The organism is Rhizobium sp. BK399 (assembly GCF_014194695.1).
GTDB lineage: Bacteria > Pseudomonadota > Alphaproteobacteria > Rhizobiales > Rhizobiaceae > Rhizobium.
In genome coordinates, this window is the sequence record NZ_JACIAH010000027.1 from 22,878 (window position 1) to 49,407 (window position 26,530).

General features: G+C 56.7%; 25 protein-coding genes and 1 pseudogene. 9 read left to right on the forward strand and 17 right to left on the reverse strand.

Translation table 11 applies throughout. The features are described 5' to 3' along the window. Window positions 1-2: 2 nt before the first annotated feature. Window positions 3-989, reverse strand: coding sequence for a FecR domain-containing protein (locus FHT97_RS29255; RefSeq protein ID WP_183865025.1), 987 nt, complete (start codon window positions 987-989; stop codon window positions 3-5). A 634-nt stretch (window positions 990-1,623) separates the two neighbouring features. Here FHT97_RS29255 and FHT97_RS31280 point away from each other — a divergent pair. Continuing rightward, window positions 1,624-2,127 carry a hypothetical protein gene (locus tag FHT97_RS31280; protein WP_246712841.1) on the forward strand — a complete coding sequence of 168 codons (504 nt, stop codon included), beginning with the start codon at window positions 1,624-1,626 and terminating at the stop codon, window positions 2,125-2,127. A gap of 362 nt (window positions 2,128-2,489) precedes the next feature. Here the strand turns inward: FHT97_RS31280 and FHT97_RS29265 are convergent, their stop codons facing one another. From FHT97_RS29265 to groES, 4 genes are all read right to left on the reverse strand, one after another. Then, on the reverse strand, window positions 2,490-2,714 hold the full coding sequence (locus tag FHT97_RS29265; RefSeq protein WP_183758762.1) for a hypothetical protein: 225 nt from the start codon (window positions 2,712-2,714) through the stop codon (window positions 2,490-2,492). An 84-nt stretch (window positions 2,715-2,798) separates the two neighbouring features. Beyond that, the gene (locus tag FHT97_RS29270) at window positions 2,799-2,996 is read right to left on the reverse strand and encodes a hypothetical protein (RefSeq protein ID WP_183758760.1); all 198 of its coding nucleotides are present in this window, start codon (window positions 2,994-2,996) and stop codon (window positions 2,799-2,801) included. A gap of 45 nt (window positions 2,997-3,041) precedes the next feature. Next, complete coding sequence (gene groL, locus FHT97_RS29275; protein ID WP_183758757.1) at window positions 3,042-4,670, reverse strand: chaperonin GroEL; 1,629 nt, start codon at window positions 4,668-4,670, stop codon at window positions 3,042-3,044. 38 nt (window positions 4,671-4,708) lie between these two features. Beyond that, window positions 4,709-5,023 carry a co-chaperone GroES gene (gene groES / locus FHT97_RS29280; RefSeq protein ID WP_183758756.1) on the reverse strand — a complete coding sequence of 105 codons (315 nt, stop codon included), beginning with the start codon at window positions 5,021-5,023 and terminating at the stop codon, window positions 4,709-4,711. A 267-nt stretch (window positions 5,024-5,290) separates the two neighbouring features. Here groES and FHT97_RS29285 point away from each other — a divergent pair, with 267 nt between their 5' ends. Next, entirely contained in the window at window positions 5,291-5,578 is a 288-nt protein-coding gene (locus tag FHT97_RS29285; protein ID WP_183758754.1) for a hypothetical protein, read from the forward strand. A 141-nt stretch (window positions 5,579-5,719) separates the two neighbouring features. On the opposite strand, the gene FHT97_RS29290 is transcribed toward FHT97_RS29285, so the two are convergent. The 3 genes from FHT97_RS29290 to FHT97_RS29300 are packed head-to-tail and all read right to left on the reverse strand — an operon-like array spanning window position 5,720 to window position 6,566. Then, complete coding sequence (locus FHT97_RS29290; RefSeq protein WP_183865026.1) at window positions 5,720-6,022, reverse strand: hypothetical protein; 303 nt, start codon at window positions 6,020-6,022, stop codon at window positions 5,720-5,722. Window positions 6,023-6,036: 14 nt separating this feature from the next. Beyond that, a complete protein-coding gene (locus FHT97_RS29295; protein ID WP_183865027.1) occupies window positions 6,037-6,348 on the reverse strand; it encodes a hypothetical protein in 312 nt (103 codons plus the stop codon). Window positions 6,349-6,359: 11 nt separating this feature from the next. After that, a complete protein-coding gene (locus tag FHT97_RS29300; RefSeq protein ID WP_183758748.1) occupies window positions 6,360-6,566 on the reverse strand; it encodes a hypothetical protein in 207 nt (68 codons plus the stop codon). 28 nt (window positions 6,567-6,594) lie between these two features. Here FHT97_RS29300 and FHT97_RS29305 point away from each other — a divergent pair, with 28 nt between their 5' ends. Continuing rightward, window positions 6,595-7,062: an Hsp20 family protein gene (locus FHT97_RS29305; protein ID WP_183758746.1), complete on the forward strand. Its 468-nt coding sequence runs from the start codon at window positions 6,595-6,597 to the stop codon at window positions 7,060-7,062. A 45-nt stretch (window positions 7,063-7,107) separates the two neighbouring features. Next, on the forward strand, window positions 7,108-7,338 hold the full coding sequence (locus tag FHT97_RS31285; RefSeq protein WP_183865028.1) for a hypothetical protein: 231 nt from the start codon (window positions 7,108-7,110) through the stop codon (window positions 7,336-7,338). Between the two features lie 208 nt (window positions 7,339-7,546). On the opposite strand, the gene FHT97_RS29315 is transcribed toward FHT97_RS31285, so the two are convergent. The 8 genes from FHT97_RS29315 to FHT97_RS29350 all read right to left on the reverse strand — a co-directional run bounded on the left by FHT97_RS29315 (window position 7,547) and on the right by FHT97_RS29350 (window position 17,208). Continuing rightward, window positions 7,547-8,377 carry an MTAP family purine nucleoside phosphorylase gene (locus FHT97_RS29315; RefSeq protein WP_183865029.1) on the reverse strand — a complete coding sequence of 277 codons (831 nt, stop codon included), beginning with the start codon at window positions 8,375-8,377 and terminating at the stop codon, window positions 7,547-7,549. Between the two features lie 11 nt (window positions 8,378-8,388). Next, window positions 8,389-9,684 carry an amidohydrolase gene (locus tag FHT97_RS29320; protein WP_183865030.1) on the reverse strand — a complete coding sequence of 432 codons (1,296 nt, stop codon included), beginning with the start codon at window positions 9,682-9,684 and terminating at the stop codon, window positions 8,389-8,391. Then, window positions 9,685-10,401, reverse strand: a complete 717-nt coding sequence (locus FHT97_RS29325) for an MBL fold metallo-hydrolase (protein ID WP_183865031.1) — start codon at window positions 10,399-10,401, stop codon at window positions 9,685-9,687. It abuts the gene before it with no gap. After that, on the reverse strand, window positions 10,401-11,255 hold the full coding sequence (locus tag FHT97_RS29330) for an ABC transporter permease (RefSeq protein WP_183865032.1): 855 nt from the start codon (window positions 11,253-11,255) through the stop codon (window positions 10,401-10,403). The genes FHT97_RS29325 and FHT97_RS29330 overlap by 1 nt, the downstream gene beginning before the upstream one ends. Then, window positions 11,252-12,172 (reverse strand): ABC transporter permease, encoded by a 921-nt coding sequence (locus FHT97_RS29335; protein ID WP_183865033.1) that lies wholly within the window; start codon window positions 12,170-12,172, stop codon window positions 11,252-11,254. Before FHT97_RS29335 ends, FHT97_RS29330 begins: the two co-directional genes overlap by 4 nt. 67 nt (window positions 12,173-12,239) lie before the next feature. Continuing rightward, window positions 12,240-13,760, reverse strand: a complete 1,521-nt coding sequence (locus tag FHT97_RS29340; RefSeq protein ID WP_183865034.1) for an ABC transporter substrate-binding protein — start codon at window positions 13,758-13,760, stop codon at window positions 12,240-12,242. A gap of 71 nt (window positions 13,761-13,831) precedes the next feature. Then, window positions 13,832-15,880 (reverse strand): alpha-amylase family protein, encoded by a 2,049-nt coding sequence (locus tag FHT97_RS29345; RefSeq protein ID WP_183865035.1) that lies wholly within the window; start codon window positions 15,878-15,880, stop codon window positions 13,832-13,834. After that, window positions 15,871-17,208 carry an amidohydrolase family protein gene (locus FHT97_RS29350; protein WP_183865036.1) on the reverse strand — a complete coding sequence of 446 codons (1,338 nt, stop codon included), beginning with the start codon at window positions 17,206-17,208 and terminating at the stop codon, window positions 15,871-15,873. The genes FHT97_RS29345 and FHT97_RS29350 overlap by 10 nt, the downstream gene beginning before the upstream one ends. A gap of 413 nt (window positions 17,209-17,621) precedes the next feature. Between FHT97_RS29350 and FHT97_RS29355 the strand changes: the two genes are divergently transcribed. The 4 genes from FHT97_RS29355 (at window position 17,622) to FHT97_RS29370 (ending at window position 23,234) form a co-directional block, all read left to right on the forward strand. After that, window positions 17,622-18,509, forward strand: coding sequence for a LysR family transcriptional regulator (locus FHT97_RS29355; RefSeq protein WP_183865037.1), 888 nt, complete (start codon window positions 17,622-17,624; stop codon window positions 18,507-18,509). Window positions 18,510-18,526: 17 nt separating this feature from the next. After that, on the forward strand, window positions 18,527-20,395 hold the full coding sequence (locus FHT97_RS29360) for an ABC transporter ATP-binding protein (RefSeq protein ID WP_183865038.1): 1,869 nt from the start codon (window positions 18,527-18,529) through the stop codon (window positions 20,393-20,395). Between the two features lie 512 nt (window positions 20,396-20,907). After that, entirely contained in the window at window positions 20,908-21,498 is a 591-nt protein-coding gene (locus FHT97_RS29365) for a hypothetical protein (protein WP_183865039.1), read from the forward strand. Window positions 21,499-21,521: 23 nt separating this feature from the next. Further along, the gene (locus FHT97_RS29370; protein ID WP_183865040.1) at window positions 21,522-23,234 is read left to right on the forward strand and encodes a hypothetical protein; all 1,713 of its coding nucleotides are present in this window, start codon (window positions 21,522-21,524) and stop codon (window positions 23,232-23,234) included. Window positions 23,235-23,401: 167 nt separating this feature from the next. Here FHT97_RS29370 and FHT97_RS29375 read toward each other — a convergent pair. Further along, window positions 23,402-24,688: pseudogene (locus FHT97_RS29375) on the reverse strand (cellulose biosynthesis cyclic di-GMP-binding regulatory protein BcsB); the annotation flags it as partial. A gap of 347 nt (window positions 24,689-25,035) precedes the next feature. On the opposite strand from FHT97_RS29375, the gene FHT97_RS29380 reads away from it, so the two are divergent. Continuing rightward, a complete protein-coding gene (locus FHT97_RS29380) occupies window positions 25,036-26,259 on the forward strand; it encodes an ATP-binding protein (RefSeq protein WP_183865041.1) in 1,224 nt (407 codons plus the stop codon). Window positions 26,260-26,530 lie beyond the last annotated feature (271 nt).

Here is a 26,530-nt window from a genome sequence, read left to right on the forward strand (position 1 = left end):
CCTCACCGCCCCTTGCCATTCCCATTGCCATTGCCGTTATTACCGCTGCCCCCCTTGCCGTTTCCGTTGTTCCCGCTTCTGCCATGCCCATTGCCGTTGTTTCCGCTAGCGGAATTGCCATGGTTTCCGCTGCCAGAGTTGTTGCCCTTCGCGCCGTTGTTCCCGCCGTTTCCATGACCGGTGTCGCCGCTGTTTCCATTGCCATTGCCGCTGCCACGCGAACGATCCGATCCGTTGTTTCCATTGCTGGATCTATCACCGCCAATGCTGCTTCCGCCAAAGTGGCTCTTGCCGTTGGCAGCCTTAGATCCATCATCGGCCTTCGAAGGCTTATTATTGCTGTTGGCCTGCTTCTCGCTGCCCAGTTTTTTGCTTCCCGCGGCCGGAAGCTTTGCTGCCGACGCCGGGACCGACGTGATCGAAGGTGTTGCTTCCTGCCCAGCGACACTCATACCGGTCTTGGCGCCGACGCTGGCGGACTGCTTCGGGCCGACATTTGCCTGCTGGCCGCTGGCAAAGGAGGTAACCTGAACGAGACCTCGGTCGACCTTGACGGATGCCGCCGTCTTGCTGACGGAGACGTGGAAGATCGTCCCTTTTACCACGGCTGCGAGGAAGGGTGTCTGGACTGTTGTGTGCGGTTGGCTCCGCTTCTCGATTTCCAGCTCGAGCGACCCAATCTGTTGCTTGATTTCCGTCTTGCGCGGCGACAAGAAGCCTGACGTCGTCGTGATGGACGCAGTTGTGTTCGGTTGAAATTCGATCCTCTCGACACCGCGAACCAACAGCGCCCGTCCCCGGGTACCTGTGGTAATCGATGCGTGGTTCGGCAAGACGTCTCCGGCATGCAAATCGATCCACTTGGCGTCCCCGAGTGAATATCGAACCTCTTTCGTGGCTTTGGCTACCCGCCAGTCATCATTTGCAGCAAACGAAGACACCGGTACGAGTAAAAATGCGAGAACGATAAAACGGAAACAAGCGAACATGATCTTCCCCTCTGATCTGACGAAGACATCATGGGGTTGTTAAGAATGGCTATAGATCGTCGGCGAAGTTTCCCAGCGTACGGTAACGGACGGACAGTCCTTGTCGATGCGGATCCTCCTCCCGAATTTGTAATTGTGACGCACGGCCGCGTACTCGGCGTGCGCTGGCGTACCGCATCATTTATTGACCTCTAATGTAGCAACGGTACTATTCTTCCACTTCAGTAATCGGGAGCTCGTCATCGAAAACCCAAACCATCGAGATGAGGATGCCTGCAAGGTCGTCGCAAGGAACGCAACTCGTTGAATGCGGTCGAGCGGTGGTGCGAACAGTCAGCGCTGGGCAGCCTGCTGCACGGACCAACACCGCTGAATGGGCGGGGCCCGGCGTAAGGGGCATTGCCCCGGGTCGCATCAATTCCTGAGAGCAAGCTCTCTGTCCTCCGTCCGGCGGGCATTGAAAGGCACCTCGTGATGCTTTTGTCGGTTGAGAACACAGGAATGGAAGGGAATGCCACGCGCTGACGATATTACCGGTCAAAGATACGGCCGTCTGACAGGGCTCCGTCCCGATAGCGTGCCTGGCCGTCACAAGCGCTGGATCTTTCGGTGCGATTGCGGCAACGAGCGTTCTATGTTTCTTTTTGCCGTAAAAAAGGGAGACAGCAAAAGTTGCGGATGCCTGCGCGCAGAACGCAACCGGGAGCGATCCCTGGTTCATGGACACGCGGTTGGCCATAAAGTCACTCCGACGAGACGTGCGTACACTGAGGTGAAAAGCCGATGTGAAAACAGAGCCGATCCGCTTTACGGGAAGTTCGGTGGGGCAGGTGTCAAATTGTGCCCGCGCTGGGCTTCATTTTCAGCTTTCCTTGAAGACATGGGTGAGCGTCCTCCCGGTACGGTGCTCGGCCGTCTCAAAAATACGGGAGACTTTGAGCCAGCCAACTGCATATGGGCGTCCAAACGCAAGCCAGCGGCTTATGAGAACATTCTGGTTAGATCGCGGGGCGCCGATGTCTCTGTCCTGGAGCTTGCAAGGCTCCACCAGGTCAATCCAAAACAGCTCTGGACCCGCATCAAGTTTCTCGAAGAGGACGCCGACGAAGCGATCGAGCGACTAAAACACGAGCAGTAACCAGACTGACGTTCGAGGAGCCAAATCCGCCGGGCAGCCGGCTGATTGGCGGCGGGCCTCAATCGACTTCAGCCGTGCAACCTTTTTTCTCCATGCTCCGCTTCAGCTTCTCTCGGTGCTAAATGTCCTTGCTCGGCAGCCGCCGATGACGTTGCGCTCCTGCAAGGCAAGCGTTGCCCAATCCCATATTGTTCCATTTCCCACCCCACCGCCGTGGGCGAACGCTGAACTGGGGTCGATCGCGATGAAAGCAGCAAGGATCAAGCCAGCGGTCGTCGACACAAGGCCCCCGTTGAATGTTGGCCTATCATACCTTCCAGGACCAAGCTTCGAAAGCTGTCGGCCGAGGGTACCATTGTCGATTAACGGGATCGACCCTCGCATTTGGAGGTCGCTTTTGCCGGATGGCGGGGGCGAGCCGCGGGCCAGTGAACACCAGGCTTGCAGGCCTTTTGCGACAATTTCTGCGCCTTGAAAGGAACCTCTATCTTTTTTTTGGTGATGATGGAGCGGTAATGGTCCAGGATGTAGGAGGCCGAAAGCGCATCAGTCAGCACGTTGCGACTTATCCAATTGGTGCCGTTCATGTTCATTTCGTCTGTCCCAAAAACCTTCAGTGGCTATGAAAATTTTCAGGTGGAAGCGCCCGACAATTTCCCGGGCGCTCCCGATCATATGGTGGTTTCGGCCTTCATGGCCGCTACCAGATCCTCATGCGTGCGCATGCCTTTGTTGAAAAGATCGGCAACGGTTGCCATGATCCTGGCCACCGCAGCCCCATCCTTTTCCACCCCGCGTTCGCGTGCGACCGTCTTTACGGCATCTACACAAAGGCGGAGTTCTTCTCTAGTCAGAAGACGCGTCGTCATTCCTTCCTCCAGGACGCTCGCCTAACGACGGCATGAGCAGCTCTCCTAGAAGCCCATTCCGGCGCCTGCGGGCAGCGCTGGAGCGGCTTCATCCTTTGGCTTCTCGGCAATCATTGCCTCTGTCGTAATCAACAGGCCCGCAACCGAAGCGGCATCCTCAAGCGCGGTGCGGACAACCTTGACCGGATCAATCACGCCTTGGCCATAGAGGTCGCCGAACTCGCCCGTCTGTGCGTTCCAGCCGAAGGAGAAGCCCGTCTGTTCGCGGAGTTTTCCGACGATGACCGAACCCTCGGCGCCAGCGTTTTCTGCGATCTGCCGGACGGGAGCCTCGATGGCACGCCGGATAATATCGACCCCCACGCGCTGGTCGCGGTTGTCCGTCTCAAGGCCCTCGAGAGCCTTGACGGCGCGCAGCAGTGCAACGCCACCGCCGGGAAGAATTCCTTCTTCAACTGCGGCACGAGTCGCGTGAAGAGCATCGTCTACGCGGTCCTTCTTCTCCTTGACCTCTACCTCTGTCGAACCGCCAACACGAATGACGGCAACGCCACCGGCAAGCTTTGCAAGGCGTTCCTGCAGCTTTTCCCGGTCGTAGTCGGAGGTCGTTTCCTCGATCTGAGCCCTGATCTGTGCGACGCGCCCATCGATCTCGGCTTTTGATCCGACGCCGTCGATGATCGTCGTGTTCTCCTTTTCGATGGTGACCTTTTTCGCACGACCAAGCATGTTCAGGGTGACATTCTCCAGCTTGATACCAAGATCCTCCGAAACCGCCGTTCCGCCGGTGAGGATCGCGATATCCTCAAGCATGGCCTTGCGGCGATCGCCGAAGCCCGGAGCCTTGACGGCAGCGATCTTCAGGCCGCCGCGCAGCTTGTTGACGACGAGTGTCGCAAGAGCTTCACCTTCAACGTCTTCAGCGATCACAAGGAGCGGCTTGCCCGACTGTACGACGGCTTCGAGGACCGGGAGCAGGGACTGCAGGTTCGACAGCTTCTTCTCGTGAATGAGGATGTAAGGCTCCTCGAACTCAACACGCATCTTCTCAGGGTTGGTGACGAAATAGGGGCTGAGATAACCGCGGTCGAACTGCATTCCCTCGACGACCTCGAGTTCGGTATCGGCAGTCTTGGCTTCCTCAACGGTAATGACACCTTCGTTACCGACCTTCTGCATTGCCTCTGCGAGGAAGCGACCGACTTCGGAATCGCCGTTGGCGGAAATGGTTCCGACCTGAGCGATTTCCGAGTTGTTGGATATCTTTCGCGCGTTGGTCTTCAACTCATTGACCACCGCATCGACAGCCAGATCAATGCCGCGTTTTAGATCCATCGGGTTCATGCCGGAGGCGACAGCCTTGGCGCCCTCGCGAACGATGGCCTGTGCGAGGACGGTTGCGGTCGTCGTTCCGTCTCCCGCCAGATCGTTCGTCTTTGATGCTACCTCACGCAGCATTTGCGCGCCCATGTTCTCGAACTTGTCTTCCAGTTCGATTTCCTTGGCAACCGTTACCCCATCCTTGGTGATGCGGGGCGCGCCGAAAGACTTGGAGATGACGACGTTGCGTCCCTTGGGACCAAGGGTCACCTTGACAGCGTCTGCAAGTGTATCGACGCCGCGCAGCATGCGGGTGCGCGCATCAGTGCTGAACTTGATTTCCTTTGCAGCCATCTTTCTAACTCCCAGATAGCAATTGACCCAACTGCGCCTTAAGCGGCCTGCTTCTGCTCGCTGTGAATTTCGATAATTCCCAAAACGTCGCTTTCTTTCATGATCAGAAGGTCTTCTCCGTTGATCTTGATCTCGGTGCCGGACCACTTGCCAAACAGGATGCGATCCCCCGCTTTTACGTCGAGTGCCTGAATTTGACCTGCCTCGTTGCGAGCGCCGGTGCCAACGGCGACCACTTCTCCCTCCTGGGGCTTTTCCTTGGCTGTGTCGGGGATGATAATGCCGCCCCTGGTCCTTTCTTCAGACTCGACGCGGCGGACCAGGACACGGTCATGCAGTGGACGGAATGACATGTTTTCCTCCTTGGACAAACGATCATGTTTTGAAACCCTTGCCGGACCGGATGGCCAGTCCGGGCGGGTGCGAGGCCTCGAAGAGCACCTCGCGGCAAAGATTTATTTTGCTATTTTTCGGCTTTCAAGATGGTCTCGAAAAAATTTTGGCACTCATGGCCAACGAGTGCCAGCCGCCCTCTTGATCTGTAAATTCTCGGTTCCTAGGTTTTGGCCGCGGTTTTCACGGGAGGCCACGCGGCTTCACGTCAATGGAGTGAGACAAGCATGAATACAGAAGGCGACATGAGGGCGCTGAGTGTCGAGGAGCGCGAGGAGATCTTCATCGATATCGCGCGGCAGCTGGATCGTACCGCCCTGGAATCTATGGTGGAAGGCAACCGGAAGTTCGCGATGGTCTCGAAGAACATGGCCGATGCGATCTTCATCAGCGCCGATGAGCTGGCCCGCGACGAAAGTCATACTCCTTTCCATGTCATGAAACAGGCGAGGGAACTCGTCCGCCAGTTCGAGGCCGTCCACCCTCACCGCATGCGCAGTCACGCCATCCACTAGGGTTCACGTAGAACCGCCACCATCGGCAGCTTCGCTGCGTTGGAGAGGCTGAAGCGCTTCCTTAGCCTCGCGATCTATTTGCCTTGCGCCTCAGGAAAGGGCGGCCTTCAAGATCTTGCGCCGCCCCTAACTACCAGTGCTCTAGTGAAGGAAGGTCCTCTTGGACGTTTTTTCGACGATTGCTTCTACCGCGCCGATGAGGCGGCTTGCCCGTCCTAGGACAACGACTCCACGCTGGTCGACGCCGATCCGGTGCGCCATGGCCTCGATTGCTCGAGCGACATTATTTAGCTTGGCGCCAAGGTCGGCCATATCAAACCGGTACGCTTGTCGGGCAAGACGGTATAGGCAATCCGCATAGCGGGACGCTACAATCATTCGGCCGCCGATCTTATCGACATGGGGACCGTTTCCAGCGGCCATCGCATTTGGCTTCACGATCATGATGGCCTCCGAAATCAGCGGTAATAAGCTTCGGGTCTGGCCATTGACGGAGCCTCACCGTCATCGAGGGCCTTGAGAGCCTTGAGGATGTCCTCATAGCGCACAGGTTTCCTGACCCCCGGTGGGCGCCGCAGTTGTGGCGAGGAGTCGACAGCAAAGAGATCGGAAGCCCAGGAAGCAAGGATGGCCCGCTTTTCGCTGTCGCATAGCGCGGTTGCGAGGATGTCGCGCGGGTGATCATAGGACTGTTTCCTGTCAAGGATCCGATTCGTGCCCGGCTTCTCCGAGGCACGAGGGTTGAGTTGATCGTTCCTTTCAGTCGTCATCTTCGTTTCTCCTAAAAACCTTCATCAAGGGAGTGAAAATCTCCAGGCAGAACTGAGATTGTTTCAACGATTTCATCGTTCAAGAGGTCGGGCTGGCCGCTGTTAAAAAAATTTTTATGAGCCATCTTGAATCTGCAAATCCCCCAAACCAGATCATTTTCGCCGGCCGCCTGAAAGGGGCTGGCAGCGTCGGAGGCGCCCGACTTGCGCGTCTCCATTCCAACTCGCTTTACGGAGGTTTTGGTTATGAGAAACGAACTCGACTTTACACCGCTTTTCCGATCCAGCATCGGCTTTGACAGGGTGTTCAATCTTCTTGCCAACTCGCAGCGCGTTCAGGGGATAGAAACCTGGCCGCCATATGACATCCTGAAGACGGACGAGGATGGCTACCGGATCCAGATGGCGGTCGCGGGCTTTTCCGATGGTGATCTTGACATCACGCAGGAACGCAACGTTCTCGTGGTGAAGGGCCAGAAGGCGGAAGACAGTGGCGGCGAATACCTCCACCGAGGGATCGCTGGCCGCGCCTTCGAACGACGCTTCGAGCTTGCCGATCACGTTCGCGTTGAAAATGCAACGCTGACAAATGGTCTCCTCAGCATAGACCTGAAGCGAGAAATTCCCGAGGCCATGAAGCCGCGCAAGATTGCGATTGGCGCAGAAACTGCGCCTCACTCGCTGCAGATCGACGCCGAAAAGCAAGTCGCGTAACTGGGGGGGCGGGGGCGTCGCGATTGCGGCGCTCCCTTTGCAGCGATGAAGACGATTGACGTTCGAAAGCCAAATACGTTTGACGCCCGGGATCTTGCCGCCTGTCAGCCGGTGTTCAACCAGGTGCTTACAGAAGGTGGTCTAGAAAAGGGGTCGGAAGAAGCGGATCGCATAGCAGCGATCCTTGTGACACTTTACCGCGAGGGAGTGCGCGATCCGGCGCATCTGGCAATGATGGTGCGAACTGCACGGGGATTGCTTGAGACGCGGCATTGACTTTGAAGGGCACAACGGCGCTACAAGCGAATTTGACCATCTGAGGCATAACATCTGGGGTGCGATGGCCAGTTCTGGCGTCGCCAAGGTCGAAGAGCGGCGCGAACCGATCACTGACGAACCCCCAGGCGGGATCGTCGACAAGCCCTCGAATCCGAGGAAGATTGGAGAGCGCTGCTGAAACGCGACGGTCACGCCCGAGGTGAACTCAAGCGATCTTCCGTTTCAGCCACGTCGGCGGGGTTCCATGAAAGCCTCCGTCGAGAGCGTGCGAGCAACCGCATGTCCGATCGGTTGAAAGCCCTGAAATTGCTTCTATCAGTGTCTTTTCAATAAGGTCGTGGAGACCTTCTTTGTAGTAGATTTCGTTCATGCTGCCGGGTCCAAAGTGAACCACCGCTGGTGCCATCCCCGAACCAAAATTGATAACTGGTGCTATCGACGCGAAGCACAGTTCCGCTTCGCGCGCGAAGATAACCTCTGGCACAAGCGGCGTGCCGACTATGTCACCCCCGTCGCGTTGATAGGAGCGAATTTCTGCGGGCGTTTCGAAACGGGGACCTTCGGTGCAAACAAAGGTGCCACGCTCGATGACGCGATTACTGTACTTGTTTGCGGCGGCGATCAGTTCCGTGCGAAGACGCGGGCAAAATGGATCAGTGAAGTCGACGCGCACCCAGCAATCGCTCTCGTCGAACAAGGACTGGGCGCGCGACTTCGTCTTGTCGAGGAAGTCATCGGAAATGACGATATCACCGGGCCGAATGGCCGGATTGACGGAGCCGATGGCGTTCTGGGAAATGATGGCCTCGACGCCCAGTTCGCGAAACGCCCATATGTTCGCATGATAGTTTATCTTGTGACTGGGTACCGTCAGCTTTTCGCCATACCGCAGAATGACCGCCGTCTCGCGCCCGCCAATGGTTCCGAGCAGGACTTCGGCTTCACCCCACGGGGTCGAAACGGATTCCGACCGACGATTTTGAAGAAGGTTTTCGGAGGCAGCGCTCGTAAGCAGTCCGACTGGTGCTCTGTTCATACTCGATTCCCTCAATTGCATTGATAGTGACGATGGATCGTTGACCGCACCGCGGCTTCGTCGATCCTTGTTAATTTGCCTTCGTCGAACACGGTTTCCCCCGCGATCATCACTTTGCGGACGTGCTGCGGACCGGCGTGGTAGACGATGTCAGAAAGAGCTCTCTCGTAGGTCATTCCCAACGGGTGCTCCAAGGCGAGGACGACCAGATCGGCTTGCTTTCCGGGCTCCAGACTGCCGATCTCGCGATCCCATCCGAGGACCCGCGCTCCCTCGATGGTGGCCATCGAGAAGGCGTCCGCAGCGCCGAGGATCGAAGCATCAAGAGTTGTCGCGCGCTGGAGAAGGACCGACAGCTTCATCTCCTGAAAGATGTCCAGGCTGTTGTTCGAAAGGGTGCTATCGGTACCCAGTCCGACGGGCACGCCGCGCCGCCGCAGCGCCGGGATGGGTGCGACACCGCTCGCAAGCTTTGCATTGCTCGCGGGGTTATGAGCCACGCCAGCTCCGGTCGCAGCAAGGATGTCCATGTCGGCGTCATCGAGCCATACACAATGGGCAAGAATAGAGGTCCCATCGAGCACGCCGAGATCGTTGAGCCAGGCGACGGGTGAGCGACCATAGCGCTCCGCAATCAGATCGTTTTCAGCGAGGTTCTCCGCCACATGTATCGTGAAGGGAAGTCCGAGCGCCTCGGCCCCGCGCTTGACGGCCCTCAATAGCTCTGGCGTGCAGCTGTACGGAGAATGGGCCCCGAGATAAAAGCGGCACAGTCCGTTGCCCGCATTGTCCGAAATCGCTTGCCGTGTCTCCTTAAGCGCAAGCGGCCAATTGGGGCGGCCGTTGGGTCGAAGTTCGGGCGAGTTTGCAAGAGCGCCGCTTAACGACCTCATGCCAATTTCGCTCGCCACCGATGCGAAGACACCTGCACCGTACCGTGTACAGTCGCATGCGGTCGTAATGCCCGCGCGTATCATATCCATCGCAGCGAGGGTGGAGCCCCGCCGGTTGTCGTCGATTGTCAGGGATGCGGTATGCGGAGCAAGTGCCTTTGCCCATTGGAAAAGGTCGCCATCGTCACAGCAGCCACGGTGAGTGGAAAGCCCACCATGGGCATGGGTGTTGACGAGGCCGGGGATGACCACTTTCCCATTTTGATCATCTCTTGTTGCCCCAATCGCTACGTCCGGCAAGTCGCTCGATGGGCCGATCCATTTGATGGTGCTGCCCTCGACGAGGATCGCGCCGTCTGCGTAAAATCCACCAGGCAGGCCAGTGCAGATAAACGCATTGAATAGCAGCTTCATCTATCCGATCTCCATTTCATATAGTCTGTCGTCGATCGTGATCCGGATCTCCTCATGCAGACGGCCAGGCAGTACGACGGCTCCGTCGTGGATGCGGAAGGGAGCATCGTGACCAGGGACAATGATATCGGCCATACCGACGATGCGCTGAACGCTCGCGGATGCGGCCTTTGCGTCAAACGAGCCAGCCGATACGCTGGTGGCAACTTCACCACGATGCTTCAAGGCATCCTGCGCCAGGACAACGCATTCGCCGTCGATCTGGAGGACAAGCGCGATGTGACCGCCAGTATGTCCCGGCGTTCTGATCATTCGAACTCCCGGCAGGATATCCAGCTCTCCGGAAACCACAGAGAGTTGCGGTCTGCGCAATAGTCCTTCCACCAGATACTTGGGAACAGCCCTGTCGTGCGCCCAATGCCTATCGAAGTAACTGAGTTCTGCCTCATGGATAACGATTTCGGCGTCCGGGAAGCACTCAGCGTTGGCGATGTGATCAAAGTGCAGGTGAGACAGAATGACTGTGCGAATGTCGCCAGCGTCGACCCCACGTTTGGCCAGTCCTTCAAGAATGCCAGGCCGATCACCCGCGCCGCCGGTGTCGAACAACGCATATCCTGCCCTGGTCTTCAGCAAGACCGTCGTGCTCCAGCCGAGGAAGCCTCGGCTGCATTTACCTGGAAAGCCTGAAAGAAGAATGTCGTATTGTGTTGTCATCAGGTTTCCACCTGCCGCAGGCGAGGATCGAGGAGGTCGCGAAGCCGATCGCCAATGAGATTGATGCCGACGACCGTAAGGAAAATTGCAAAGCCCGGAATGGTCGCGACCCACCACGCATTGCCGATATAGTTCCGGCCCTCAGATATCATCGTGCCCCATGTTGGGGTTTCCGGTGGGACCCCAAGTCCCAGGAAGCTCAAGGACGATTCAAACAGGATCATCTTGGCGACAAGCAAGCTCGATATGACAATGATGGAGGACATCACATTCGGCAGAAGGTGCCTGATCAGGATCATTGGAGTTGATATCCCCATCGTTCGTGCTGCCTGAATGAACTCCCTTTCCCGCAAGACCAGGCATTCAGCCCTGACAACTCGGGCGTATTGCACCCAATTGGTGATGCCGAGAATGGCCACGATATTCCAGAGGCTGGGACCAACGACCGCTGCGACAGCAAGGGCCAATACGAGAAAGGGAATGGCAAGTTGTATATCGGTAGCGGCCATGATCACGCGCCCGGAACGGCGATCATCATATCCAGCCATCAGCCCTAATGTGACACCGATCGCACCAGAGATGACGACTGACGTCACTCCGACAATTAGCGAAACGCGAGCTCCTGCAATAACACGGCTGAGAACATCGCGGCCAAGGGCGTCGGTACCGAATAAGTGCATTCCATCGCCGTTTGACCAGAGCGGAGGTTTCAAACGCTGGAGAATTTCCTGCGCGTCAGGGTCGAAGGGCATGAGCCAGTGGCCAAAAACGGCGAGGAAGACGATGAGCAGCACGATGGCAAGCCCGAGGGCGGCAAGCGCGCTTCTTACGTAGCGTCTCAGAAATGCGGTCATTTGCCTTTCCTCAGACGTGGATCAAGGAAGCCATAAGAGAGGTCGACCAGAAGGTTTATCGAGACGATCGCGGTGGCCATGACGAGGACAAAGGCCTGTACGACCGTGAAGTCACGGTTTGAGATTGCCTGAATGGCAAGACGACCAATGCCGGGATAGGCAAATACCTCTTCGGTAATGACGGCCCCGCCCAGTAGCGCTCCCACCTGAAGACCAATCACGGTGAGGGTTGGGATCGCGGCATTGCGAAGGGCATGCTTCAGGACGATGCGCCGTTCGCTGACGCCTTTGCCCCGTGCTGTGCGAATATAGTCAGACTGCAAGACTTCGATCATGGACGAGCGCAGCAGGCGGGTGATGATCGCTGTCGAGTATGTCGCCAGCACAACTGCGGGCATGATCAGATGCCTAACACCACCACGACCCGACGGTGGCAGGATGTGAAATGTCTCCGAGAAAAGCAGGATCAGCATGATCGCCAGCCAAAAAGCAGGAAAGCTCTGGCCAATCAGAGATACCAACAGGCTAGCGCGGTCCGCGATCGAACCCCGCCATGCAGCTGCCACGATAGCCAATGGAATGGAGACCACAAGAGACAGCCCCAGCGCCATTCCACTGAGTTCCAGCGTCGCAGGGACGCGGTCGAGCACCAGTTGCATGGCCGGCTGCTCGTAACGGAGTGACATGCCAAAATCACCACGGAGCGCGCGGCCCAGAAAGTCCAGGTATTGTGCCCCCAATGAACGGTCGAACCCCATCAAGTGACGGAAGCGCGCAATTTCCTCCGCCGAAGCTTCCGGGGGGAGAAAGAGTGCCGAGGGATCGCCGCCAATCCTGATCAGGAAAAAGACGGCGATCGAAACCCCGAAGATTACGGCGATCGCGTATAATATTCGCGACAACAAGAAAGCGCTCACAACAGGTGGTTCCCTTGTGCTTGACGGGTCGCCATGGCTGGTTCATTTCCAGCCATGGCGGTTAACATTATTGGAAGCTGGCCTTGCGCAGGTCGATGATGCTGTCGGTGCGCGGCTTCCAGTTCAGGTTTGCACTGAGCCCATAAATCAGCGGCGGCTGGATCATGGGCAGGTGCGGAGCTTCATCCTTGATGATCACGGCGGCCTTCTCGTAGATCGACTTGCGCTCTTCGGGATTGATTGTCGAGGCGCCCTGATCCAGCAAAGCGTCCAGCTCGGGATTGCTGAAGTAGCTTTGATACTGGCCGGTCTTGAGGAGCGGATCCCAAACGAGGTTGGGGTCGCGTCCGCTCCAACCCGGGAACGTAATGCCCTCTCGGCCCTTTTTCTCGGAGATCTGACCCCAGACACCCGGCTCGAGATATTTGATCTCGGCCTTGATCCCGACCTTGGCGAGGAATCCAGCTGTTGCTTCCACGATCTCGGCGTCTTTGAGGAAGCGTCCCTTTCGCGTCATCAGCGGGATCGTGAAACCATCCGGGTAGCCGGCTTCGGCAAGCAGTTTCTTGGCCTTGTCCGGATCGTAGGGATAGGGCTTCCAGTCTGGATTGTAGGCAAAGCCATTGGCGGGCAGTGTCAGCGCAATGCGATTGCCCATGCTATTCAGGAGCGCCTGCTGGATCGCATCGACGTCAACCGCATAGTTAATTGCCTGCCGAACCCTCTTGTCCTTGAGAGGGGTATCGCGCGTTGTGTCGAAAGCGAGAAAATATAGAAAGTCGCTTGGGACGGTCTCAATCTTGGTATCGCCGCTGGAGAGTGACGGGACATCCTCGGGAGGGATATCGGCAGCAAGACCGACCCCACCAATTGTGAGTTCAGCTATACGGGTGCGGGTTTCCTTTATGGGGCGGAAAACCACTTTGGCGATCTTTGGCTTGCCACCCCAGTAGTCGGGGTTCGCCTCGAGTTCGACCTCTTCGTCCTTCAGCCATTTGACAAATTTATAGGGGCCGGTTCCGACGGGGGTCGTCGCGAGGGCGTTGCCGCCATTCTCCTGGGTATGCTTCGGAGGCACAATAAGCGCCGCAAAAGAAGCCTCATAGAGCGATAGGAGCATCGTCGGGAACGGCTTTGCAGTCTTGAAGTCTACCGTGTAGTCGTCGACGACCACAACGGATTTGATCGCCGAAATACGCGAATAGTACGGGGCCTTGAACTTCGGATCGAGCGCACGGTCGAATGTGAACTTTACTGCCTCGGCATTGAAGGGTTCGCCATTTTGAAACTTAACGCCCTCGCGAAGTTTGAAGCGCCAAGTCAATGGATCGGGGTTGGTCCACGATTTCGCCAGAGCGGGAGCCATCTGGCCGTCGTCGCCCTGCGTAACGAGCCCATCATAAATCTGGAAGAGAATGTTTGCGGTCGGAAAGGCAGAATGCTTGGCAGGGTCCATCGAATAGGCGTCGGCCGGTTGCGCAACGACAAGCGTATCAGCCTCTTGAGCAGCCACTGGAAAAGGAGCGATCGCCAGCGATGTCGTCGCAAGTGCTGCTGTCAGAAAGGTTCGTCTCAGTATCTTGTTCATGGTTCACCTCATTTTGGTCTTGGTTATTATCTCGGAATTGGCTGCGATCTTCAGTGTCGCTTTGGCTTTGGCTAGGAACCGGACGGAAGGAGTGCAATCGCCATGAAGCCCTCAAGGCGATCGATGTGAAGTACCAGTTGGTCTCCATTCCGCCTCGAAGGGACTTCGCGACCGTCGCCGATCTGGACGGCGCGGCGCGCACCAGTCGTAACTGCCACGTCGAAGCCAGCCAGCGGCGTAAGTTCCGTCAGAACTTTCTGCCGGGCAGCCGCACCGTTTAAAAGATGAAGAATGTCCGTTTCACCGCGACGATAAAGGATTGTCTCAACAGCCGATGATCCCGATGTCTTCACCGGGGGCTCCCCTATGGCCGGTTCTGCCAGAGCCGCAAACAGAGTTCGATATTCCGGCATGGAGAATTGGTGATACAACGACCCGATGCGCCAAGGCAGCCAGGTTGCTCTACCCTTCCCAAATCGTCTCGCAATCACGCCTGGTGCTTTCCCGGGACCTTCGACAACCGTGAATTCAGGTGCGTTATTCGCATAGGGCCCAATCAGCCGAAGGCAATCGCTGTCATGCACCAAATCGACCGGCCAGAAGTCGCCCGCAGCTGCAATATGTGGAATCCCGCCGAACGCCTGAGAAATCTGCGGCGCGTCGAGATTGAAATAGGCGCCTGTTACATCAAGCGCATCACCCGGCAGGCTTGGGAGGCAGTTCAGTGCCGCGGTCACTTTCGCTCTGCCGTTGTCGTCAGTTCGGCCTGTATCGGCCGTAACGAAGATCTGCCCGCCAGCTGCAACGAAAGCATCGATCAGTTCTGCATCATCTTGCGATAGCGCCTCGACCGCGGGCAGGACGATTGCGTCGTAAACGGCAAGCTTCTTTCGGTCCAAGTTGCCAGCGACGAGGACATCGCAGGGGTATCGAAGATCGGCAAGAATTTCGAACAGCCCGCGAAACTCGGAGACATGGCCACGTCCATCAACCGCACCGGCCGCGCGCCCGTCGTCGCGTCCCCATAAACGGCTGTCTTCCGATTTGACGATCGCGACCTTTGCTGCAGACTGGAGCTCGCGATACCATTCCTCCGCCCGAAGCTGATAGTCACCGAAATCCCTCAGAGCGGGGACGAACCGCGTATCTGACTGACTGAGTAGTCCATTCACTGCCGGCGCAGTGTTTGCCCCGTGGGCAGCCGCCTGGATGAGGTTATGGACCAGACGAGCCGATGGCATTGAGGTTTGGCGGCTCGCAAAGACCTCGGAGCTCGTCTGTATGAGAATTGGCGCGGTCTCAGGCTTCAGGGCTTTGGCGGTCAAGGCTTCCTCCGCAGCCCAAAAATTCCACATCGGCTGCGGATCAACAGGATTTGGAATGACCGGGTTTGACACCTGCGAACTAATAACGTCAGAGATTTCAGCCATCCGTCGGATGTCCCAACCGTCATGCACATGGTGATAGGGCACGAGCGCAGCACTTTGGTGCCGCGCACGGATAAACCTCCTAACCCCTGCCATGTGGTCAGCGAGAAAGTTTTGCCGCCAACGCTCGTATCCGACTATACGAACACCTGAGCTTGGAACGGAACCACCTGTCGAGTCCCACACGATTTTGACGCAACGCGAACAAAAACAGCGTGGGACATGGAGGTAGTTGAAGAAGAAGCCGTCGAGTAGGGGATAACGGGTGATGATCTCATCGAGAATGGCGAATACCTCATCCTGCCAGAAAGGACCCGTCGCACAGATCTGGGGCATATCCCATACCTTCGAAACACTGCCGTCTTCTCGCCTGACGAACCAGTCTGGATGGTTGCTGTCCATCCCCGCGCGTCCCTTTGAGATATCCATCCGAACCAGGACTCGGATGTCATTCTGCTTGGCGGCATCGATCACGGTGCCCAAGAAATCAAACTCCAGATAGGGATTGATCGTCTGGGAAGTCCGCGCCGTCGGATACCAGGCCGAGAAGCCACCGCCCATGGCAATGTAGCCGCCAGCGCCGACCTCTGTCACCTCCGAGATCAGGGACTTGACATCAAGGTTCTTGGCATCCGACTCCCGCAAAAGGTGCTGGAAGAAGCGGATAGGGTTATTGGTCCATTCTAGTGACATGCGCATCCTCCGATCAGCCGAGCGCGCATGCGCATGATCGGCCTCTCAAGTTTGTTGGCAGATTCGTAGACGCTGGCATTGTCGCGCTTGCGACGGGCAGCCAGGTCTTCGGCTTCCTGCCAGACCGCCCTCTCATCGATGACTGTCGCCCGACCATCTCTTGCGAGGACGCGGCCGTGACACAGGGTCAGGCCATGAGACATTCCCGTCTCTGACAGCACTAGCTGACGGACAGGCTCCCTAAGTGGGACGAAAGATGGTGAGGCAAGACGGTAAAGCGTGAGGTCGGCTGAAAGGCCTTTCGCTATTCTGCCGATGTTGTCGCCGAGACCAATTGCGTCTGCACCGCCTGCCGTGCCCATTGCCAGGGCGCGGTCCGGCCCAATCCAATGGGACGGATCGGTCGACGCGAGATTGTGCAAGATTGCAGTCCATTTCATGGTTTCGAGCATGCTGCTTCCGTCATTGCAGCAGGTGCTGTCAGTTCCCAGGGCGACCCGGACTCCCCGATCGAGCATGGCGGGAAGCTTACAATAGCCACTGCCAAGCCGCGCGTTCGACACGGGATTGTGGACGATGCAGGCGTCGTGGCGCGCAATGGTCTCGATTTCGCTTTCGTTGACCCAGATGCAGTGGACGAGGTGTGTGCGCGAGCTCAAAAGCCCCAAGTCTGCAAGATGCGAAATCGTGCCAGTCCGGTAGAGCTTGTCCCCCATGTGTCGCTGGACGTCTGTCTCCAGCACGTGCATGTGAAGGAGAGCATTCTTGCGCAGACTGAAGTCCGCCGCTTGCACCAACAACTTGTCGGAGCATCTCTGAGGCGCTGAAGGGCCGATAGCCACCCGAATCCGGCCATTTCCTCTTCCATGCCATCGCTCGTAGAAATCCTCGACGATCGCAATCTGTTCGGTGGCCGGCAAGGGCAGGCGTGTCCCGAAGTCCGACTGGTCCACGCCATCAAAATCCCTTGCCTCAAAGGGCATCGTGTCTACAACGGCGCGGTCTGAGACAATCGGAGCGATCGTCGCCCGCATGCCGCTGTCCAACCAAGCCGACGCGACCGCATCAAGCGCGTCCGCATTGATATCGGGAGAAATTCGAACGTGGTCGAGTACGGTAGTGGTGCCGTTTCGCATCATCTCGATCGCGCCCAGCAAGACAGAGAGGTAGACTTCTCTCAAACTGCGGTTTTCACGACCCGCTGACGACGACAATGACCAAAGTTCGAGTGGCAGGTTGTCTCCAGTCCCGCGAACCAGGTTATCTGGTGAATGAGAATGCGCATTGACGAAGCCGGGAACAACGAGCATCCCTGATGCATCAATCATCTCCATTTTGTCGGAGTTCGATACCCGGTCTTCATCAACCTCGAGCGCGGAGATTGTTCCATCGCGAATTTCGATTGAATGCCGTTTTGCGACCCAGGCACCTGAGTCCTGTGTAAGGCATAATGCATTTCTGAAATACATCGAGGACAAAGCGGGTTCCTATCGGCATGTTCCCTTGGCCGCTTGCGGGCTCTTATGTCCTAAGTCTTTCAGAGTATCGAATTAGGAGAATACGGCATTTTGGAAAAAATCATTTTCCCACAATCAAGGTGCCGCAGCGCATTTTTAGGCTTCCCACGGCACATCAATTGCTATGCTGTCCGCGTATTGGTCGGGAAACCAGTCGACTTGCTGCTGAATGACGGGTTTTTATGCGGTGCGCAACATAAATAGGCAGGGAACGTGACGGCATCGTGAACAAGTTCCAGGATATTTTGGCATTCGCCCGCGTGGCCGAACTCGGCAGCTTCACGGCGGCGGCTCGTGCGCTCTCCCTGACCACATCTGCGGTGACGAAGAGCGTAACACGCCTCGAGGAAGGGCTTGGACTACAGCTACTTCATCGGACAACACGGCGAATGCATCTCACCGAGACCGGCGCGGAATTCTATGAACGTTGTCGTGATATCCTCCAAGATCTCGAAACGGCCGAGAATGCGGCGCGCGAGAAGAACCTTCGGCCGCGCGGTAGCGTCCGTGTCGCCTTACCGCCATCCTTTGGGCGGAGGACCGTAATCCCTGCGCTTGAATCCTTCTACGAGCGTTATCCGGAAGTAACGCTAGATTTGTGTCTCAAACACCAGACTGCCAATCCAATTGACGGCGGATACGATCTGGTTGTTCATTCCGGTCGCCTTGCCGACTCCCGATTGATAAACCGGATCCTCGTGCGTGGCTCCCAAAAGACCGTTGCATCGCCACGCTACCTTGAGCGACACGGTATGCCACAATCCCCAACCGATCTCCAGCAGCACAACTGCATAGTCGGAGGCTTTGGTGCCAACTGGCATTTTCGCGGACTCGATGGCCAAGACCAGGTCATCCGAGTGGCCGGAAAACTGGTCACTGATAGCGGGGACATTCTGCGTGAAGCGGCAGTCGCCGGTCTCGGAATTTCTCAGGCGACCTGGTGGATCTTTCGCGATGACATCAATAACGGCGCGTTGATCCCGATGCTCGAAGATTTCGAGATCGAGGCTGATCCGATATCCATTGTCTTCCCGGCCCATCGCCGGACGCCGGCGAAAGTCAGGGCAGTCGTTGACTTCCTCTTGCAAATAACCCGTAGCAGCCAGAGTTGATCGAAGGAAAAGACATCATGATCGCACTCGCAACGTCGCGCCAGATCGCCGCTGAGCAATCGGTTCTTTCCGTCTCCAATCTTACAACCTCATTCCTGGTTGAGGGACGTTGGAAACCCGTCGTCCAGGATGTCTCTTTCCAGATTGCTCCGAAGGAAACGCTCGCAATCGTCGGTGAGTCCGGATCCGGCAAGAGCGTCACATCGCTGTCAATCATGCGACTTTTGCCCAAGCAATCCTGCCGTATCGAGGGGAACATCGTCCTCGGTGGCACCGATATTCTATCGCTCACTGACCGCCAGATGCGGCAGGTCCGCGGTCGGGACGCTGCAATGGTGTTCCAGGAGCCGATGACAAGCCTCAATCCGATTTTCACCATCGGAGACCAGATTTCGGAGGCCTTGCTGTGTCACAACAAATCCATGTCGTATGCAGAAGCCAAGACCGAGGCCCTGCGACTGATGGATAAGGTCCGCATTCCAGCCGCGGCAAGTCGTTACAGCGAATTTCCACACCAGTTCTCCGGAGGCATGCGGCAACGTGTCGTTATCGCCATGGCCCTTGCGAGCCGCCCGAAACTGCTCATCGCTGACGAGCCGACAACAGCACTTGACGTTACCATACAGGGACAGGTGCTCGACCTCATAAAATCGTTGCAGGACGAAGACGGGATGTCGGTGCTGTTTATCACGCACGATATGGGCGTCGTTGCTGAGATGGCTGATCAAACGATCGTCATGTACAGGGGCCAGTGCGTGGAGTCCGGCCAGACCGAGCAGGTTTTCAACATTCCAAATCACGCCTATACGCGCTCTCTTCTCGCCTCGGTTCCTCGATTAGGAGCAATGCGTGGACATACAGAACCTCTAAAGTTCCCGATTATTGATATGGAAAGCGGAATTCAAACGCCCCAGTCCACCGTGGTTACTACCGTTTCTCATGAACATCGCGCGCTCCTGGAAGTATCCAGCTTGTCAACGCGTTTCGATATTCACTCCGGTTCCTTCGGGCGACTTTCAGGGCGCGTGCATGCAGTGGAAGATGTCTCCTTTTCGATACGACCGGGCGAAACCCTGTCGCTTGTCGGGGAGTCCGGCTGCGGTAAATCAACGACCGGTCGCTCCATCATCGGGTTGGTGAAGCCGACATCGGGGGCAATCCTGTTTGAGGGACAGGACGTTTCTACACTTGGCAAGCAAGAGATGCGGAGCATTCGCCGAAGCATCCAAATGATTTTTCAGGATCCATATGCAAGCCTCAATCCCCGAATGCGGATCGGTGATGCAATTGCTGAACCCTACCTTGCTCATGGCCTTGGTAACCGGCTGCAATCGAAGGCGAGGGTGGCCGAACTGCTATCGCAGGTTGGGCTCTCACCCGATATGGCAGAGCGGTTTCCGCATGAGTTCTCTGGAGGCCAACGACAGCGCATTTCGATCGCCAGGGCGCTTGCTCTGGAACCCAAGCTCATTATTGCTGACGAGTCCGTCTCTGCACTCGACGTGTCGGTGAAGGCACAGGTCGTGAATCTCTTGCTGGAACTGCAGGCGAAGCTTGGCCTCTCATTCCTGTTCATCTCACACGACATGGCTATCGTGGAGAGAGTTAGCCACCGGGTGGCGGTGATGTATCTCGGCGAAATCGTCGAGATTGGACCGAGATCCGCCATCTTCGAAAACGCTCAGCATCCATATACCCGAAGACTCATCCATGCAGTGCCTGTGCCCGACCCCTCCAGGCGTGCCATTCGCCGTGAAACACCTGCAGAAGAACTTAAATCGCCGCTCAGGACACTTCAGTATATCCCGGCCAAACCCTCATATCGCGTCGTGAGCGCAGGGCATCTAGTCAGGTCAGATATGGTGAGCTTCGCGGAGAATGAGTAGGCTTTGACATCGCAGGAATAGCGACGAGGACGGCGTTCGGCTCGTGCTGGGAATGCCTGCCGAGGTGTTCATTGCAACCTCGAGCAGGACGTTCGCCCGTATCTGTGGCAGCCGATCCGCGACCGCGTCTCAAAGGCGATCCGCGAGAAATAAACCGGGCCCGCCTTGCCCCATTCGGGTCATGCGGGAACCGGTCCACCTTGATGTTCTTGGCTATCTGATGGGCGAACTCGATACTCCTTATTGGCAATTCGGGACGGGCGTTTGTCGAAGGGAAACCCCACTGCGTTGCGGGACACAAGAGAATTGAGGGCTGAGCAACTACTCAATCATCGCCCAGGCCGAGACAACGTTCATGCGCTGACAGCTGGTTTGACGTCCAGCCCGCGCTGCCGCGTCATGGACGTTTTCCCTTTCGAGCAATCTAAAGTCGTGGACTTCAGTTTAATTATTAGCTAGTTCTAATATTAATAACAGATTTGAAATTGTGGAAGGATCTGGAGGGCTTGGCAATGCCGGGGGAACAGGTTGAATTCTCAAAGAGCAGCGAAGGCGCGCGGATCCGCGAGATCTGGAAAGAGGCAGCGCAGAAAATTCCGGCGTCGCCCTCCGCGGCTAAGGCACCTTTCCTTGGAATCAATCTTCGTATCAACCTTATAAAGGCTCTGCAAGCCACCTGGGAAACGGGAAGTGTTGCGGTGAAGGTACTTGCGGCCGCTCACACCACTTTTGACCCGGTCACATGGCTGGGCATAGGTGTAGAAGCCGTTGCTGCTGTGAAAACGGTCGTCGCTGCGCTGGTACAACAACTGTCGGCAATCAACTACATAACCTATGTGATGCTAGCACAATCGCCCAATGGGGTTACTGAGGCGACGCTGAAGCAAAACGTTGAAAAGTTCGTGCGTGATCCCAAGCTATTCCAGTTCGCCTGGCATCTCGGCATGACCGAAGCCAAAGCTGCACAGGCACTGCAGGTGATCGAGCAGCCGAACTGGATCACAACTACCATGGAAAAACTCTCGTCCGACAACATGGCGGAGCGACGCGGGGAGCTCTGGTTTTTCCAAGAGCGCAATTTCACGCTTCGTGGCGAAGAGTAATTGGCTGGCTAGGGAACGCCCAAATGTTCAGTCCGAGCCTGGTATCGATCATGTTCCACAGCTTCGATAGGGAGATGCCTTGGTCTTCCAATCCGACAAGCTATGTGACCGCCAAAGACATAGCTGACAAACTAAATGCAATCGCGGACAAGGTGAAATGTTCGCGCACAACTATTCCAGTGGTTGCACGGACGCGCCAACCGATCTCGCTATTGAAAGAGTATTTCTCCAACGAGGAAATCGGGTCACAGAGCTTTAGGTTTGACCAACTAGATCCATTTTCTGTCTTTTGGGGACGCTTCCGTTTGGACAGGCTCGTCGGCTATTTCACTCAATTTCACCACTTGGATCCCACCGAGGAACTACTGGATATCGGCACGCCCCTCTTCGAACTCGGCTCCGGTTCGCCACATGATCAGACCTGCAGAAGCTTGTTTCAACATGCCGCAACACTGTCAGCGGCGACGGTGGCCGCAGCGATCGTTGATCTGGGGGAGGAAGACATAGGCTGCCAGCCCGACGATTATGGCAACAAGCTACGACATGCCGTCACCAATGACATAAAGCTGTCCGGTCACGCTGAGAAGGTCCTATCCGTTCTTCTGGAGCGCCTGGACAAAAACTCCAAGCTGGACAAAACGACGGTGAGTTGCGCGTTGGTGCGACCGCCAACCGCATTCATAGGCACCGGCTTGTCCGCATTCGATCAAGCATGCTCGCCCGAGATCTTGACCGCCATCGAAGCGTTGAAAACGCAACTCGACGCGGACGGCCTTCCAGTTGCCGTAAATCTGTCACTCGGAACACACGTCGGACCACACAATGGCGAATCTCCTTTGGAAGAATACATTGCAGCAAAGTTGACAAAAAATGATCGGTATCTAGTGGTTGCGGCCGGCAACGAAGGTGGCGCGGGTCACTCCGCGAAATGCACGCTGGAGGGAGACGAGCCGGATTATCTTAGTATTAGGACCGGCTCACTTTGTGAGGAGATGCTGGTCGAATTCTGGTGGGAGGACTCCGCTGGGATCAGTATGTCTATCGACGTCGACATATGGGAAACCGACGTTACCCATAATGTCGGCACTCGTACAAATCACGCTACCTTGCGGATCGATTCATCAGCTCTTGGTACTTTGTCGGTGACCCCCACAGGGCTTCCTACAACAATGATAATGCAGTCGCTATTTGGAGCACGTTGTCATAATAGTTTAAACTGCATCTCGTTTGCAATCACATCGACAAACAAGGCTGCTTTGCCAGTCCTAGACATCAAGCTGCGGCTTCAGGCGCAGAACGCACCAGCAACGACCCGGACAGCCGTGAACGGTTGGATTGTGGTAGCTGAGGCGGACCCGTTGACGGCCGCGACCAACTTCATTGAAGGCGGTGCCCAAGGAAACGTAATCGTTCCTGCGAGCGATCCCGCTGTTCTCAGTGTCGCCGGCCTCGACAGAAACGGAAACGTTTGGAAGGGGTCTTCCCGAGGCCCGGCTGCCGAATACGACACGGCAAATGGGGGGCTGGAGGTCCCTTTGATGGCCCATCTAGCGTATTTAGGATCGGAGTTTGGCACAAGTTTCGCAAGTCCACGCGCCTGCGCAGATGTAATAGATGTTCTGATAGATCCAAACAGAAAATGCAAAGACGCTAAGAGCCTATTGGTGGAGACCTACTGCCCCAGTGGTAAACTTCCGATTTGGAATGCGCGGTTTGGTTTTCACAAGGCCCAATGAGCTTAATCGCTCTGGCTATCGGTTCCGCTGATGCTGGCGAATGAATGCCAATACGAGTGACGTTGGGACTGGAATTTGGCGGGCCGATATTCGGGCACGGCGCAAGCGAGGGTCGTCTCGAGTGAGAGGTTCTCAGTTCCCATCGTCGTCGGTGCTAGGAGCGGCTCTTAGCACGAAGACAACCGGAATAGAATTGCGGCGACCGAGTTTCTGCGTACCGAAGGTGCTTCGGTCTGAATTTCGGCAGGCACCTTGCCGAAGCTGCCGAAGGCCATAACACGGCGCCGAGTTGCATCCGGAACCGCCGTGGTGACATCGACTGGCAGGACGTGTCCGGAGGAGTAGGCCATCTTGGCAAGGAAGGAACCAGCCGCGTCGAGCGAAGCCGCATTGAGGCCCGGCACATAGACCGAGGTGTTTTCCGTATCCGTGCGGTCGCTGAACGATGCGCCTGAGACAAGCGCTGCGAGGTCGGGATAGCGACCAACGCGGGCAAAGGACGGGGTTTCGAGGAAGCTCGATCCGTGGATCGACAGGCGGGCGCGGTCCTCGTTTGTCCCGGTGATGGGATCGCAGACAGTGTCTGCCGCCGTCGGCAGCCGCGCTTCGAACTCGATGGTGTTTTCACCAGGACGCAACTTGCCGAGCGGGATCGGCAGCCGCTGATCGTCGATCAAGCCAGTGGGGCTTGCGCCAAGCGTGATGTCCGCAACCGTTTCCCCGTTGGCCCGAAGGATCAACTCGGCGTCGCGGGACAGGTTGGCGGCATATTGGGCGTTGAGGTGGAGGACCATCGAGCCATAGTCGCCGGGGTGGAAGTCTGATGGCATCGAGAAGTTGACACGCTCCTTGTAGAGGCGACCCGAGAACGGCTGAGCAATGAAACCGAGGTTCTGGAGCGGCACGATGGAGTTCGGCGTCAGCGCTCGACCCTTGGCGTTAGCAAGCGCCCGTAAGCCCTGCGGCGTGCCGTCGTTTCGCTGCTGTTCACCTGACCGCTGGAACTCGGCGACGGCAGCGTCGACGTCGGCCGCGGTCTGGCCGGTGATCACCAGAGTCTTTCGGTTGTTGGCACCGTCGGCGAGAACACTGATGCCGTCCTTCAGGCTTGCGGCCCTGTTCGCGCCGAGCGCGGGAGCGATCACTGTTCTCGTTCCGACGACGACGTCGATGCCCGGACCCTGGCCAGCCTCCGCGCCGATGGTGACGGCCGGGCGGTCGAAGCTGCCAGCAATTGCCAATGACTGAATGACGGCCAGGATGGGGTTGTATTCACCCGGAGCTGCGCCTGATGTAATCAATCCACGGATTGGCGTGCGCCCATCATTGCTACCGCCAAGTGCGATGAGGTCGGGGATTGAATTGCCGGCTGTCTTGGGGGCTCCACCGAAGACGAAGCCGCTGCGCTCGGAATCGACCTGGGTCCAGAGTTCATAGGTTGCATCGACGGAGCAATCGACGCGATGCTTCGTTTCACCGAAAGATCGACGCCGATCAGGATCGGGGTGCTGCGTAAGCGAGCTTCAGGTTCTTGATCTCGAGCAATATGCACAAATTTGCGTTCGCTTCGCTTCTGAGCAGATACCCCTCCATTGAGGATCAGCTAGGCCAGTTCCGGCGACCAGTCAGCGAAAGGTTCAGCGGCGCCTGCGTGGGCTGTGGCCCCATGCCGCCATCTAACATGCCACCCACTTTTTGGTTTCTCGTTTCAATCTGCCGCCATGCAAATTTCAAATAGTCACATGTTGACTTTCAATTGGTCATCGCCGTAATTTCAAACAGTCATTAAAGGAATGAAGTTGTGGCGCTGTATCCAAGGCTCGCTGAGCAACGCGTTGCCGACGCCATGTCAGACACGCGAGTCGTGCTGATCGTCGGTCCCAGACAATCAGGAAAAACGACGTTGGCCAAGAAGATGGCCAATGAAGGGATGGAGTATTACACGCTGGATAATGCAACGACTCTGGACGCCGCGCGAGAGGATCCAGTTGGCTTTGTAAGAGGTATGGATCGCGCCATCATCGATGAAATTCAGCGCGCGCCCGAGCTGTTGTTGGCCATCAAGGAAAGCGTGGATACCGACCAGCGACCAGGGCGCTTCCTTCTGACGGGTTCAGCCAATCTCATGACGTTGCCACGCGTGGCAGACTCGCTCGCAGGGCGCATGGAGGTCGTTCGATTGCTGCCGCTTGCGCAAAGCGAGATCAGAACCGCCGGAAGCAGCTTCCTGCGCGACGCCTTTCGAAACGAAGCCAAGGCCGGAGAGCCAATCTTCGGAGACGACCTTATGGCTGCAGTTTTGGCCGGTGGATATCCCGAGGCGCTGGGCCGCAAAACCTTGAGCCGTAGACAGGACTGGTATGCGGATTATATCCAGGCGATCGTTCAACGCGACGTTCGTGATGTCGCGCAAATCGAGCAGATTGCTCAAATGCCGCGCCTGCTACGCATTCTGGCAGAGCATTCGGGACAGTTGGTGAACTATTCCCGGATTGGTGCGGCCATTGGGATGAACCACATCACAACGCAAAAATATGTCGGTATCTTCGAGAGCCTGTTCCTCGCTTGCACCGTACAACCCTGGTTTTCTAACAAACTGAAACGTCTCACGAAGACACCGAAAGTACATTTCCTCGATTCTGGCCTTCTTGCATCCCTTCGTGACCTCTCTCTCGACCGCCTCCACGACGACAGGGGTCAGTTCGGGGCACTGCTGGAGACTTTCGTTTTTGCCGAGATCCTTAAACTCGCCAGCGGCGGGCAAACTCGCTTCGAGTTTTCGCATTTTCGTGACAAGCAGCAGAACGAAGTCGATATCGTCATCGAAGATAGAAGGGGGCGGATCGTCGGTATCGAGATAAAGGCGGCAGCATCCGTCTCCAATTCCGATTTTTCGGGATTGCGAATTTTAGCCAAGGCATCCGGAGAACGGTTTGTTTCGGGCATGGTCTTGTATGACCACCATAAGGTGATCCCTTTCGGGGAACGTTTGTCCGCTGTTCCAATATCGGCATTGTGGCGTTAGCGCGCGAGAATTACGCTTCAGTCTTCAGACCCGAGCATTCTTGAGATATACAGTTTTAACGGATAGGCCTCAGGTTCAATTCCCTTCACATCAGGTCTTTTGTCAAATGGATCATTGGAGTGGCATGTGGGCGGATCCATGGTCTAAGCCCATAGCAATTACCGATCCGTTCTCGGACCTATACAACCTCATATGTGGAACGGCCCGCGGTGCAAGGGGCTTCTCAACCGATTTATCCACGCGGACGGTGCGTTCATATGTACGGCCTTTG